Here is a 13,794-nt window from a genome sequence, read left to right on the forward strand (position 1 = left end):
CAGATACAGAAGCAATCCTATCGAGGCTATACAAAAGAGGGTTGTCAAATATCGATCCCGGGCTCCTACACAGGAGCCTGAAATGTGGCTTAAAGCCGCCTAAGCACAATCTTTAAGAGATGAGCGTTTTTTATTATACCAATAATAATATGAAAAGCAAAAGCCCTTTCAATAATCTCTTTGTTTTGTATTTTTTCTTTCCTAGGGTGGTAAGTATGTCTATACCCATCTGGATTTGAAATTAAACTTGACCTTTTATCAAAAGGATGGTATAATTATCCAAGGGGGGTATGATGTCTCTTCCGTTCCCTATGAAAGTAAGTAACCTAAACATATACAAAAAAATTATAATGATTCTTCTTTTTTTAACCCTAAAAAGTTTTTCTAACGAGCTTTCCTTACTTGTTTTTATCCAAAACGCAGAGACCATAACCGCAACGGTCACTGAGGTCTGTGATGGCGATACTATAAAGATTGAAACCGCAGGAGGCACTGACACGGTTAGACTCTTGGCGATTGATGCTGATGAAATGGGTGAGCCATATTCAGATAAGGCAAAGGATTTCCTTGAACAGGTCTTTGGAAAGGAGGTTCTAATCTACTTTGACCCTTTAAAGCAGAAGGATAAGTATGGTAGGCTATTGGGGGTTATTGTTTATGAAAATAAGATATTTAACAGCCTTCTACTTGAAAATGGTTTAGCCACAAGGCTTTTTATGGAGAATAACATCCTAAACTTTCCTGAATGGGAAGCAAGGGAGGTTAGAGCAAGGAAAGGGAGGCTTAATATTTGGGAAGGGTATGGAGGGAATGTGATTATCACCGAAATTCATCCCAATCCTCCTTCTTACGACACATATGAGTTTGCCGAGCTTTATAATTCAACCGATAGCCCTATTGATCTAGAAAGTGCAACTATTAGAATAGGGGGCTATAAGGCTATTATTTCAAACCCAACCATAATCAATCCCCATAGCTGCTTGGTAATCTGTAGTACTAAGACATCGCCTTCCCAAATTAGGGATTTTTATAATATACCACAAAATATACCAATTCTAAGCCTAAAGGATTTCCTCCTGCTTAATTCATATAATCCCTCAGAGGGACTGGTGATTACCTTAAAAGATGCCAATGGCTTTCTCTTAGACTCCCTTGCCTACAATCTTTCCTGGGATAATAATGGTGCAGATAATACAGGGCTTTCTTTACGAAAGGTAGGTCTTAAGAAAAATAATCTTGGGGAGAGTAAGAGAGGAGGGTTAGATGACCTAAATTGGGATCCTGACACTCCAAGTCCAGGCAGGGTAATTGGCCCAGACCTTTCACATTCCACAAAGGATGTATTTCCCAAGGCAGAGGGAAGCCTAGGCTCAGTTATAACCTATACCATCTCTCTCATAAATACTGGAGATATGGATGCAAGGGATGTCTTTGTCTATGACCAATTACCCCTTGGCCTCTCTTTCTCCCAAATAAAAAGCAAGCAAGAGGTTATCTCGGGGGATGGAATTTTGGATATGAATAGCTGGTATTCATTTAATAAAAGACCCGATGGAATGATAACCATTATAACCAATCAAGGGACATATAGGTCATTGCCCATAAACCCATTTAATTACCCAACCATTGAATCCCTCCTTAATGAAATAAACAATGACAAAAAAGCTGGAGCAAGGATTTCTTATTCTCCCATTTCTGATAAATTCACCCTATCCAAAGATAATGGCTATATTATCGCTCTCTATGAAGAGGGAGAATACCCCTTCTTCTCTGCCATAAAGATAGAACCCTGTGATTATTGCACAGGAACCTATAGCAATGGAGTAATAAGCTGGAATATTGGCACTCTCCCTGTATATGTAACCAAGACAATTTCCTTTTCTGCCCAAGTTATAGGGAAAGGAAGCATTACAAACTATGCGACAATTACATCCGCTGGTTTTATTACAACAACAAATCTGGTCTCAATTACGGTTTCCCACAATCCTCCGGTTTTTATCACAAGACCAATAGAGGATTCATCTGAAATGAATGGTTATGATTTTCTTGACGATGATGCAGACATTGATGGAAGATATAGGGTAATCTTTCCTATAGAAAGCGAGCCTTGTGGGATTATTGAGTATGAGATAGAGGAGCGTATTGGAACATCATCTTGGTATACAATTGGAACATTATCAGGAAGTAGCAAATGGTATGAAATACCAACAAGGACAAAGGGTTTAACCTATTCCTATAGGGCAAGGGCAAGGAATACAGCAGGATATGGCAATTGGTCAAATCCATCTGATGGGATAAAGGTGGTTGATAAAGCAGGGATTATCTTACCCAATATGGATTCTGAGATAAAGATGGAGGGTCTTAATATAAAGATACCAAGGGGTGCATTTTCGGGAACCATTACATTTACTATTCAAAGAAAGGATATAGGAGTAAAGGTTGCATCGCCTGCCATTTCTTCAATTCTTCCAAATTCTATCTATGAACTTATAGCAATTACAGAGGAATATAGCGAAGGTGCACAGCCTGTAAAGCCCCTTACTTTAATATTACCATATCAAGATCCAGATTTTTCCGATGAAATAGATGAGCTTTCCTATAGAATCTATAGGTTTGTTAATGACCGATGGATTATTGTAGAAGGAGAGCAAATTGTAAATCCAGTTTTAAATACCATCCAATGCCGCCTTAATTCCATTTCCCTCTATGGTATTGGCTTTCCTATTGGTCTTTCTATCTCTAATGTTATTGTCCAACCAAATCCGGTAAAGACAAATAAATACGATAGGGTTTGGTTCTATGGATTGAATGGAAGGGTTACCATATCAGTATTTAACATTGCGGGTGAGCTTGTATTTAAGGGTGAGTTTTATCCCCCATCAAATAATTGCTGGAATCTGTTGAATAATAAAGGAGAGAAGGTATCATCAGGTGTCTACTTTGCCCTTATAGATGATGGAAAGGAGAAAGTTATAAGAAAATTTGCAATTATAAAATGATATATTTTACCTTCTTTAAAGAGACCCACAGGCTTTCCTTTAAACCTATTTGGGAAGGAAGTAAATGGGAATTCAAATTTCGTGATTCGGTGATGGCAGCAATTTCTATCCTCCTCCTTGGCTTTACTTCTATAGGTTCCCAGATTGTCATTCTGCGAGAATTTTTGACTGTTTTCTATGGTAATGAGCTTTCTATGGGCTTTATTTTTGGCTGTTGGCTTTTTGGAGGAACAATGGGTAGTTGGTTTTTGGGAAGCCTGCTGGCAGACAAAATTAAAAATAAGGCTTCTTTTTTCTCTTTCTGCCAAATTTTCTTGGGCCTTTTACTTCCTTTAGACATTTTTCTTATAAGGCTTTTAAAACAAATTTTTAATATATCTTTAGGTGAGATTGTTTCTATTCCCATTATGTGCATATCAAGCTTTATTATCCTTATCCCCCTTTGTAGCATCTTTGGTTTTATGTTTTCTTTAGGGTGTAGGATGATAAAAGGCTCCCTTGCTGCCACCAATATTGGGATGGTTTATGCTTTAGAAGCAATAGGTTGTATGGTGGGAGGTTGCATCTCAAGCTTTTTTCTTATCAAGATGTTTAATTCCTTTGAGATTATGGGAATATTTAGCTTGTTAAATATTCTGCTGGCTTTTTTCTTGGCAAAAAGGTTTATTTCCATATTTTTAAGCCTATTTTTTATAGGAATGTTTTTATCCAATAGCTGGGATAGATTGGATGAATATTCTATAAAAAGGCAGTTTAAGGGGTATAAACTTCTTGCCTTTCAAAATTCTATCTATGGAAATATCTCCCTTGTCCAAAGAAAAGAGCAATATTCATTTTTCTATAATGGGCTTCATTTTTATACCATTCCAGATAGAGCAAGCTCTGAGGAGGCTTGCAATTTTAACCTCCTCTCCCATGCAAATCCTTCTTCTATACTTTTAATAGGAGGTGGCTTAGGAATAATTTCCGAAATAATTAAACACCCGGTAAAAAATATAGATTATGTAGAGCTAGACCCATTGATTATAAAAATAGCAAAAGATTACCTTCCCAATAACCCTTTAAAGGATAGGAGGGTAAATGTCAAAAATATGGATGGAAGGTTTTTTATTAAAACAACCGACAAAAAATACGATTGTGTTATTGTCTCGGTTGGAAGCCCATACACAGCCCAATTGAATAGGTATTATACCTTAGAATTTTTTAAGGAGGTAAAAAAGGTTTTGAACCCTTCTGGCATTATCTCCTTTGGTCTTTTGTCTTCAGAAAATTATATATCCCCTGAATTAAGAGATTTTTTATCATCCATTTATGTTAGCTTAAAGGATGTATTTTGCGATGTAAAAATAATTCCAGGGGATACAGCCTATTTTTTAGCCTGTAATAAAAAGGGGGTATTGACTTATGATTACAAGCTTTGGATGGAAAGGGTAAGGATGAGAAATTTGGATATAAAATACATTAGGGAATATTATTTATCTGCAAGGCTATCTAAAGAAAAGATTAAAAAAATAGAAAATTCCTTAAACAAAACAAAGGCTAAGATAAATTATTATAAAAGACCTATTGCTTACTACCTAAACATCGTTTTCTGGACAAGCAGAGCTAATCCCTTTTTATCCAAGATGATGAGGTGGATAAACAGCGAAAGAATTTTAAAAATAGCCATCTGTTTTTATCTCTTTTTATTTCTATTCGGGCTTTTTGGATATAAAAAGGCTATATTGGGGGCAATTATGACCACAGGATTCACAGAGATTGCCTTTCAAACCCTGGTTTTGCTCTCTTTTCAGATGCTCTATGGCTATATGTTTTATAAATTAGGGCTTATCATTACCTCATTTATGCTTGGTTTATCACTAGGTTCTTTTTGGATAATAAAGATTATCCCAAAAATCAAAAGGGATTTTCCTGCTTTTGTCTTAACACAAATAGGAATTTGCCTTTATCCCCTTTTAATTCCCTTGTTTTTTTACCTTTCCAAAGGAAACATTCTTCCATTTTTACCAATTGTTACAGGATTTGTGGGAGGTATTAGATTTGGCCTGGCAAACAAGCTCTACTTAAGAGGAAGGGAGGATGTTGGAAGGACAGCCGGGCTAAGTTATGGAATGATCTTGCTTGGCTCTTGCTTGGGAAGCTTATTGACGCCCATATTTCTTATTCCTATTGTTGGTATTTATAAAACATCCTTATATGTTGCGGTGATGAATTTTGTTGTTTTAATTCCTCTTATTATCGTAAAAGAAAAACTTTGACGAAATTAAGATTTTTTGTTAAAATTTATCAAAATTTAAAAGGAGGAAATTAGATATGAAGGTTGCAATTAATGGATTTGGAAGGATTGGAAGGGTTGTTTTAAGGTTGGGGATAGAGAGAGACATAGAATGGGTTGCCGTAAATGACATTACAGATACAAAGACCCTGTGCCATTTATTAGAGTATGACTCTCTCCATGGAAGGTTTAAATATCCGGTAAAGGTAGAGGATGATTCTTTGGTAATAGGCGAAAAGAAGATAAAAGCTTTGTCTTGTAAAGACCCAAAGGAGCTTCCCTGGAAGGATTTAGGGGTTGATGTGGTTATTGAATCAACAGGGAAATTTACCAACAAGGCTGATTGCTCTTTGCATATAGAAAGAGGGGCAAAGAAGGTTATTGTTACAGCACCTGCAAAGGATGAGGATATAACAATAGTAATGGGGATAAATGAGGATAAATACGATAAAGATAAACACAATGTCATTTCAAATGCATCCTGTACAACAAATTGCCTGGCACCCCTGGCAAAGGTTCTCCTTTCTCACTTTGGAATAAAAAAGGGATTTATGACCACCATTCATTCCTATACAAATGACCAGAAAATCCTTGACCTTCCACATAAAGATTTAAGGAGGGCAAGGGCAGCAGCCCTCTCTATGATTCCAACCACAACAGGTGCAGCAAAGGCAATCGGAAAGGTTATTCCAGAGCTTGCTGGAAAGCTTGATGGTATTGCTGTCCGGGCTCCATCCCCAAATGTTTCCCTTATAGACCTTACCGTGATAACAGAAAGGCCTACTACGAAAGATGAGGTTAATAACCTATTTAAAAGCGCATCGGAAAAGGGTCCTCTTTCCAAATACCTTAAATATTGTGATAAACCTTTGGTTTCCTCTGATTTTAATGGAGACACATCATCCTGTATATTTGACAAAGAGCTTACCTTTGCCAAGGATGACCTGGTAAAGGTTTTTGGCTGGTATGACAATGAAACAGGATATAGTATGAGAATAATTGACCTTTTGGAATACATAAGAAATTTTGAATTATGAATTTTGAATTAAAGGAGAATAAATTTATGTCAAATAAACTTACCTTAAAGGATCTTGATGTAGCTGGAAAAAGGGTTTTGCTAAGGGTTGATTTCAACCTTCCCGTTGATGAGAGGGGTGAAATCATTGATGATACAAGGATTGTAGTTTCCCTTCCAACCATAAAGCATATTCTGGAAAATGGGGGAGCCTGTATTCTGATTTCTCATTTTGGAAGACCTGAGGGAAGGATAGAGGAATCATTAAGGCTTACAGCCGCAGGTGAGAGATTGACTAAGCTCCTTGGAATGCCTGTTAAAAAGACCTCTGATTGTATTGGTGAAGAGACAAAGAAGGTTTGCCGGGAGCTTAAAATGGGCGAGGTGGTTCTCCTTGAGAATGTCAGATTTCATACAGAAGAAGAAGAGAATGACCTTCTTTTTGCAAAGGAATTGGGAAGTTTAGGCGACCTTTATGTCAATGATGCATTTTCGGTTGTCCATAGAGAGCATGCCTCTGTGGTTGGAATATGCAGGGTTGTTCAAAAAGCAGCCGCTGGATTTCTCCTTGAAAAAGAGGTTGAGTATATGAGAAAGGTCTTAGAATCAAAGGAAAAGCCTTTGATTGCAATCCTTGGAGGAGCAAAGGTTTCTACAAAGATAGATCTAATAAAAAATCTCCTTTTAAAGGTTGATGAGCTTTTAATCGGTGGAGGAATGGCATATACATTCTTTGCAGCTTTGGGTATTCCGGTGGGAAAATCCCTGGTGGAAAAGGAGCATATCAATATGGCAAAGGAGATCCTTCTTCAAAGCATTGCTCTGGAAAAATCCCTGTATCTTCCCTCTGACCATGTAGTTACTACATTTGTTTCAGAGGGAGCTGATATAACCATTGTAGGAAGGGGAAGTATCCCTGGAAATCAAAGGGCGGTTGATATTGGGCCACAAACCATAGAAAAATTCTCAAAGGTCTTAAAAAAGGCGAAGTGTATTTTCTGGAATGGGCCAATGGGTATCTTTGAAATAGATAGGTTTTCAAAGGGAACATTAGAAATAGCTAAGATTTTGGGAGAGAGCAATGCAACAACCATTGTGGGTGGAGGAGATTCAGTAGCGGCTGTTGTAAAGCTTGGTTTGGCAGACAAAATGACCCATATTTCAACCGGTGGTGGTGCCTGCCTTGAGTTTCTAGGAGGAGCAAAGATGCCAGGTCTTTCTGCCTTGACAAATAAATAAAAGGGTCTAAAGGGTCTAGGAATCAGAGAGTCATGTGTGGGATTATAGGCTATATCGGAGAGAGGGAGGCAAAGGATATCCTCCTTGATGGATTAAGGCATCTTGAGTATAGGGGCTATGATTCAGCTGGGTTAGTAATTTTAAATGATCATCCTTTTCTTGTAAAGAGGGAAGGGAAGGTAGCCGACCTTGAGGAGATAATAAACAAAAGAGAAATTCCAGGGAAAATTGGGATTGCCCATACAAGGTGGGCAACCCATGGAGTGCCTTCAGAAGAAAATGCCCATCCACATTCTGATTGCAAGAATGAAATCTTTGTTGTCCATAATGGGATAATTGAGAATTATAAGACATTAAAGAAAAGCCTTATAGAAAAGGGTCATATCTTTAAATCAGAAACAGATACAGAGGTTCTTGCTCATCTTATTGAAGAAAATTATAAGGGAAATTTAGAGGATGCGGTAGAGATTGCCTTGTCTTTTGTAACTGGAACATATGGCATTACGGTTATCTCAAGCAAAGAGCCAGATAAGATTGTAGCCGCTCGCTATGGAAGCCCTCTGATTATTGGATTGGGAAAAAATGAAAATATCATTGCCTCAGATCCTGCGGCAATATTGCGCTACACAAAACAGGTTGTCTATCTTGAGGAGGGAGAGATTGTTGTGGTTAAAAGGGATGAATTTTTCTCAAAGGGTGAAATTTCTCTTAAAGATAGGGTTGCAATCCTTGAATGGGAGATAGAGCAGGCAGAAAAAGAGGGGTTTGCCCATTTTATGCTAAAGGAGATATTTGACCAACCAAAGGTTATAAAGGATTCCATAAGGGGAAGATTGCTTCTTGATGAGGGTATCTCCAAGCTTGGCGGATTAGAGGATGTAAGAGAAAGGCTTTCTTCCATTGAAAGGCTTATTATTACCGCCTGCGGAACCGCATACTATGCAGGATTGGTTGGCGAATACATCCTTGAAGAATATGGTGGGATTCCTACCGAGGTTGAATATGCCTCAGAGTTTAGATACAGGAAGCCATTGTTAGAAAAGGAAAAAACAGCCCTCCTTGTCATAAGCCAATCAGGAGAGACAGCAGATACACTTTCTGCCCTTCGTGAGGCAAAGAGGAAAGGGGTATTAACCATTGGAATAGTAAATGTGGTTGGTTCAACCATAGCAAGGGAGACAGATTGTGGGGTTTATAACCATGCAGGCCCTGAAATAGGCGTTGCCTCTACAAAGGCATTTGTTTCACAATTAACCATCCTCTCTTTACTTTCCCTTCTTCTTGGAAGGCAGAGGGATTTATCCTTAGTTATGGGAAAAAGGATTGTATTAGAGATTCAGGAGCTTTCAGAGAAGGTTTCTGAAATCCTTAAGCAGAGCGATAAAATAAAGGAGATTGCCGAAAGGTATAAAAATTATAAGGATTTTTTGTATTTGGGAAGGAAATATAACTACCCAATAGCATTAGAGGGAGCGCTTAAGCTTAAAGAAATATCATATATCCATGCTGAGGGCTATCCAGCCGGCGAGATGAAGCATGGCCCGATTGCTCTGATAGATGAGAATTTTCCTACCGTGGCAATTTGTCTTAAGGATTCTGTCCATCAGAAGGTTTATTCTAATTTAGAGGAGATAAAGGCAAGAAAGGGAAAAATTATTGCCATTGCAACATCTGGAGATTCTGAGATAGAAGCCATAACATCTGATGTCATCTATATCCCAAAGACATTAGAGATGTTCTCTCCTATCCTTGCGGTTGTTCCTTTGCAGCTATTTGCCTATTATGTTGCTGTATTATTAGGAAGAAATGTTGATAAACCAAGGAATCTGGCAAAGAGCGTTACGGTGGAATGATTATCTTAGGAACAAGAGGAAGTAAGCTTGCTTTAATCCAGGCAGAGGAGGTAAAATCTAGGATAAATGACGATGTTTCTATTAGAAAAATTAAGACATCTGCCGATAGGTTTTTAAAACCCTTACAGGAATTTGAAGAAAAAGGTATATTTGTTAAAGAGATTGAGGAGGAATTATTAAAAGGAAATATTGATCTGGCTGTGCATTCTATGAAGGATATACCAATAGAAGTCAGAGAGTCAGAGACTCAGAGAGTCAGGAGTCAAGAATTGATGATTTCTGCGGTTACAAAGAGAATCTCTCCCTATGATGTGATTGTTTCAAAAAATAAATTAGGCTTATTTTCCCTTCCAAAGGGAGCAAGAATTGGGACAGGAAGTATGAGGAGGAAATTGGCTATTCAAGCAATAAGACCAGAGCTTGAGGTTGTTTACATAAGGGGAAACATTGAAACAAGGATAAAAATGCTAGAAAAGGGGCTTGATGCAATTGTTGTCTCTGAGGCTGCTTTAATTAGGCTTTCCCTTTCCCATTTAATTTCAGAAATAATTCCAGAGGATATCTTGCTTCCTGCACCAGGTCAAGGCTCACTTGGAATCCAGATAAGAGAAAATGATAAAAGGCTTGAAGCTTTAACAAGACCCCTTAATGATAGGGAATCTGAGGTCTGCATTAAAGCAGAAAGGTCATTTATGTCTTTTTTTGGGCAAGGTTGTAGCTCTGGAATTTCTGCATTGGCAAAAATAGAAAATGGCAAGATTACCCTTAAAGGATGTATTTTTTTGGAGAAAAAGATGATTATAGAAAAAGAGGAGGGCAATAATCCAATTGAAGTTGGAAAAGCCCTGGCAGAAAAAATAAAAGGAGGTAGTGTTAATGGATATTGTTGAGGGGTTAAGAAAGGTTATCCAGGAGCTCCTTGTTCCTGAGTTAAGGGTTCTTCAAACAGAGGTTAGGGAACTATCCATGCGCTTTGAGCAGATGCAAAAACAAACGAATGAAAGATTTGAGCAGATGCAAGAGCAGATGGATAGAAGATTTAATCTAGTTTTTAAAGAATTCCACTCTCTAAGAGAGGCTTTGGGAGAAATAAGTGCAAAACTTGACCTCTCAGCTCGCGTATCAAGGATTGAAGGGGCTCAAGAGGAAATAAAAAGGGAACTAGACAGGCTTTTTGAAAGAAAGCCTCTTTCTATTTAATGCAAAATTTAGCGATCATTGGTCTTCAATGGGGGGATGAGGGAAAAGGGAAAATTATTGATTGCTTGGCAAGGGATTATGACTATATTGTCCGCTTTCAGGGTGGAAACAATGCAGGTCATACGGTCTTTGTTTCCAATAAAGAATTTATCTTCCATCTCATTCCATCTGGATGCCTTTACAAAGATAAGCATTGCGTGATTGGAAATGGGGTTGCGGTAAATCCAGCCATATTGTTGGATGAGATAGAAAATTTAGAGAGGGAGGGGATTGAACTAAATCTCCATATAAGCTACAGGTGCCATCTCATTATGCCATACCATATTGCCATAGATGAAATAAGGGAGAAAACACAAAAAATAGGGACAACCAAGCGAGGGATTGGCCCCTGCTATACAGACAAAGTAGCAAGATGCGGTATTGTTATAGCTGATATGCTTGATAGAAATGTATTTAAAGAAAAGGTTAGAGAAAACCTTAATCAAAAATCCCTTGATTCTCTATTTAATCCAGATAAAATTGTAGATGAATATCTTGCTTATTTTGATAAAATAAAAGAGCTTGTCTGTGATACAAGGGTTCTTTTAGAAAATGCCATTTTGAAAAGAAAATCCATATTATTTGAGGGAGCACAAGGAACCCTTCTGGACATTGATTTTGGAACATATCCATATGTAACATCAACCAACTCTACAATCGGAGGGATAGGAACCGGAACAGGGATTTCGCCAAGGTATATAGAAAATGTCATTGGTGTGATGAAGGCATATTCCACAAGGGTTGGAGAAGGTCCATTTCCCACAGAAATAAAGGAAGACCTGGGTGAATCCTTAAGAGAAAAAGGAGGGGAATATGGTGCGACAACCGGAAGACCAAGGAGGTGTGGATGGCTTGATTTACCAGCAATCAGGTATTCCTGCAAAATAAATGGGATAACCAGCATTGCCATAACAAAGCTTGATGTTTTGGATTGCCTTTCTAAAATAATGGTTTGCACAAAATATAAGATAAAGGGTAAAATTTATGGGGAAATTCCTCAGGGAATTACAAGCTGGGATGAGATTGAGCCAATATACGAAGAATTTCCTGGATGGGAAATGGATATAGGAAATATAAAGGAATATGACAATCTTCCAAAAGAGGCAAGGAATTATATTGAAATGATAAAGGATGCTTTAAGTATTCCAATTTCCCTTGTCTCTGTAGGAAAGGAAAGAAGCCAAAATATAGAGGTGAGATAAAATGGAAAAATGGTATGACCTGCCAAGTGGAGGATTGATTTTAGAGCCAGCAACAGCAGAGAGGTATAAAACAGGCTCCTGGAGGTCAAAAAGGCCTATCTGGGATGCTTCCAAATGTATATCCTGTCTTAATTGCTGGATATATTGTCCAGATTCATCAATAATGGTTGAGGAAGAAAAAATGGTTGGGATAAACCTTGATTATTGTAAAGGTTGTGGGATATGTGCTGATGTCTGTCCAGAAAAGGTAGCTGCCATAAGGATGGAGGATGAGAAGAGATAATTTAGGATTTGGGTTTAAAAAATGACCATTAAAGAGATAAGAAAAATATTAGAGGCAGAGGTTATCTTCTCGGAAGATGAGGATGGAGAGATAGATATGGCTTGTGGCTCTGATTTAATGAGCGATGTCCTGGCATTTGTCAAAAACAATTCTCTGCTCTTAACCGGGATTATAAACCCCCAAGTCATAAGAACCGCAGAGATGGTAGGGATTAAGGCAATCTGCTTTGTGCGGGGAAAAATGCCTCAGGATGAGACAATTGAGCTTGCCAAAGAAATAGGCATCCCCCTTTTAAGAACAAACCTTCCCATGTATGAATCCTGCGGAAGGCTTTATAGCGCAGGGCTTTCTGGCTGTTATGGAAGATAATATACTTAAAGAGATAGCTTATGAGCTTAAGGTCTCCTCGGTAATGAACCCCAATGTTTTAGCTGTATCAGGTGATGAAAACATAGGCTCTTTAAGGGAAATTATGCGGGATAAAAGAATATCGGGCTTTCCTGTGGTAGAGAATAATGTTCTTGTTGGGGTTATAAGCTTAGAGGATTTTATCAAGGCAATAATAAATAAAGAGCAAGATATTCCTATAAAAGAGAAAATGACCAAGAATCCAGAGACGCTTTTTGAGGATGAACCCCTGATAAATGCCTTAAATAAATTTGAAAAATTTGGCTATGGAAGGTTTCCTGTAATTGATAAGGATAAAAAGCTTACTGGAATAATTACCAAGACCGATGTTATCCATGGATTTCTAAAGCACCTTAAAGATAAATACTATGAAGAGGAGATAAAGGGCTATCGGGTTTCCCATTTTTTTGATGATGTTTTGGCAGACAAAAAGGAAATAACCCTTGAGTATGAAATAATGGGAGGCAATTTTAAAAAAGCAGGGGATGCCTCAAGCAGGCTAAAGAGGACAATAAAGATGCTGGGAATCCACCCTGATATTACAAGAAGGCTTGCCATTGCAAGCTATGAGGCAGAGATGAATGTGGTTATATTTGCAAAAAAGGGGAGAATAAAGGCCATTGTCTTTAAAGATAAGATAGAGGTTTATGTGGAAGATGAAGGCCCTGGGATAGAGGACATAGAAAAGGCAATGACCCCAGGGTTTTCTACCGCACCCGATTGGGTAAGGGAGCTTGGCTTTGGTGCAGGTATGGGGCTTGGTAATATAAAAAATTGCTCGGATTTTTTCGAATTAAAATCAGAGGTAGGTTTAGGAACAAATCTTAATTTCAGGATAAATATAAAATGAGGTTAAAGGAGATTGTAGAAAGCCTTTCCCTTTCTGTCATTACAGGAAAGGAGCAATTGGATAGGGAGATAACAGGAGGGTATTGTTCTGACCTTTTGTCTGATGTCTTAGCCAATGCAAAAGAGGGGAATGTCTGGATAACCCTCCAGGTTCACCAGAATATTGTTGCGGTTGCCTCAATGAAAAGCCTTTCTGGGATAATCCTGGTTAATAATAGAAACCCTGATAAAGATACATTAGAGAAGGCAGAGGAAGAGAATATTCCAATTTTGACTTGCCCTCTTTCATCCTTTGAGGTTTGTGGCAAGTTATATCAGCTTGGAATTAGAGCTTATAGTATCTTCCATTACTTAGTGCAAAAATAGATAGGGTTGTGTTTATCTGTTAAAAATTCATCCACCTTTTAAGAAATTTTGAATTCTAAATTTTGA

The 13,794-nt window shown here is 38.0% G+C and carries 12 protein-coding genes; all 12 read left to right on the forward strand.

What is annotated here, in order from left to right:
• Window positions 1–350: 350 nt before the first annotated feature.
• The 12 genes from AB1397_07095 to AB1397_07150 are packed head-to-tail and all read left to right on the forward strand — an operon-like array spanning window position 351 to window position 13,728.
• Window positions 351–2,999, forward strand: a complete 2,649-nt coding sequence (locus AB1397_07095) for a thermonuclease family protein (protein MEW6482743.1) — start codon at window positions 351–353, stop codon at window positions 2,997–2,999.
• On the forward strand, window positions 2,996–5,257 hold the full coding sequence (locus AB1397_07100; GenBank protein ID MEW6482744.1) for a hypothetical protein: 2,262 nt from the start codon (window positions 2,996–2,998) through the stop codon (window positions 5,255–5,257). The genes AB1397_07095 and AB1397_07100 overlap by 4 nt, the downstream gene beginning before the upstream one ends.
• 55 nt (window positions 5,258–5,312) lie before the next feature.
• Window positions 5,313–6,311, forward strand: a complete 999-nt coding sequence (gap, locus tag AB1397_07105) for a type I glyceraldehyde-3-phosphate dehydrogenase (GenBank protein MEW6482745.1) — start codon at window positions 5,313–5,315, stop codon at window positions 6,309–6,311.
• A 26-nt stretch (window positions 6,312–6,337) separates the two neighbouring features.
• Entirely contained in the window at window positions 6,338–7,528 is a 1,191-nt protein-coding gene (locus tag AB1397_07110) for a phosphoglycerate kinase (GenBank protein MEW6482746.1), read from the forward strand.
• Between the two features lie 32 nt (window positions 7,529–7,560).
• Window positions 7,561–9,381, forward strand: coding sequence for a glutamine--fructose-6-phosphate transaminase (isomerizing) (glmS, locus tag AB1397_07115; GenBank protein ID MEW6482747.1), 1,821 nt, complete (start codon window positions 7,561–7,563; stop codon window positions 9,379–9,381).
• Window positions 9,378–10,271: a hydroxymethylbilane synthase gene (gene hemC / locus AB1397_07120; GenBank protein ID MEW6482748.1), complete on the forward strand. Its 894-nt coding sequence runs from the start codon at window positions 9,378–9,380 to the stop codon at window positions 10,269–10,271. Before glmS ends, hemC begins: the two co-directional genes overlap by 4 nt.
• Window positions 10,258–10,581, forward strand: coding sequence for a hypothetical protein (locus AB1397_07125; protein ID MEW6482749.1), 324 nt, complete (start codon window positions 10,258–10,260; stop codon window positions 10,579–10,581). The genes hemC and AB1397_07125 overlap by 14 nt, the downstream gene beginning before the upstream one ends.
• Entirely contained in the window at window positions 10,581–11,822 is a 1,242-nt protein-coding gene (locus AB1397_07130; GenBank protein MEW6482750.1) for an adenylosuccinate synthase, read from the forward strand. Before AB1397_07125 ends, AB1397_07130 begins: the two co-directional genes overlap by 1 nt.
• 1 nt (window position 11,823) lies before the next feature.
• Window positions 11,824–12,105 (forward strand): 4Fe-4S binding protein, encoded by a 282-nt coding sequence (locus tag AB1397_07135; GenBank protein ID MEW6482751.1) that lies wholly within the window; start codon window positions 11,824–11,826, stop codon window positions 12,103–12,105.
• Between the two features lie 21 nt (window positions 12,106–12,126).
• A complete protein-coding gene (locus AB1397_07140; protein ID MEW6482752.1) occupies window positions 12,127–12,474 on the forward strand; it encodes a DRTGG domain-containing protein in 348 nt (115 codons plus the stop codon).
• A complete protein-coding gene (locus AB1397_07145; GenBank protein MEW6482753.1) occupies window positions 12,464–13,363 on the forward strand; it encodes a CBS domain-containing protein in 900 nt (299 codons plus the stop codon). The genes AB1397_07140 and AB1397_07145 overlap by 11 nt, the downstream gene beginning before the upstream one ends.
• Window positions 13,360–13,728: a DRTGG domain-containing protein gene (locus tag AB1397_07150; protein MEW6482754.1), complete on the forward strand. Its 369-nt coding sequence runs from the start codon at window positions 13,360–13,362 to the stop codon at window positions 13,726–13,728. Before AB1397_07145 ends, AB1397_07150 begins: the two co-directional genes overlap by 4 nt.
• The last annotated feature ends 66 nt before the right edge of the window (window positions 13,729–13,794 follow it).

Source organism: bacterium, assembly GCA_040756715.1.
Lineage (GTDB): Bacteria > UBA9089 > UBA9088 > UBA9088 > UBA9088 > JBFLYE01.